General features: G+C 64.4%; 1 protein-coding gene. It reads left to right on the top strand.

The features are described from left to right. A partial coding sequence (locus XH79_RS06785; RefSeq protein WP_271581147.1) for an IS3 family transposase occupies positions 1–513 on the top strand: 513 nt, incomplete at its 5' end. Positions 514–553 lie beyond the last annotated feature (40 nt).

The following is a 553-nucleotide window of genomic DNA, read 5'->3' as shown; positions in this document are numbered from 1 at the left end:
CGCGGCATGGAGATCACGCGCCCGAACCAGGTCTGGGCGATGGACATCACCTACATCCCGATGGCGCGGGGCTTCGTGTACCTGGCTGTTGTCCTCGACTGGGCGACCCGTCGGGTGCTGTCGTGGCGCGTCTCGATCACGATGGAAGCCGCATTCTGCGTCGAGACGCTGGAGGATGCTCTCGCTCGCCACGGCAAGCCGGACATCTTCAACACCGACCAGGGCTCGCAGTTCACTGGCGCGGCGTTCACCGGCGTGCTCGCCAGCCACGGCATCGCCATCAGCATGGACGGCCGGGGCGCCTGGCGCGACAACGTGTTCGTCGAGCGGCTGTGGCGCAGTGTCAAATATGAGGAGGTTTATCTGCGCGCCTACGACACCGTGTCCGACGCCCGCGCCTCGATCGGCCGATACCTCGACTTTTACAATGGCCGGCGTCCTCACTCGAGCCTTGACGGCGGCACCCCGGATCAAGCTTACTTCAACCCGCTGCCGTTCCGCGCGGCAGCTTAATTTTGGCGGAAGCTCCACTCATCGACGCGGAATTGCTGTT

The organism is Bradyrhizobium sp. CCBAU 45389 (assembly GCF_028128625.1).
Lineage (GTDB): Bacteria > Pseudomonadota > Alphaproteobacteria > Rhizobiales > Xanthobacteraceae > Bradyrhizobium > Bradyrhizobium liaoningense_B.
The sequence above is the reverse complement of the archived record's forward strand: the minus strand, read 5'-3'. Positions and strand labels throughout refer to the sequence as shown.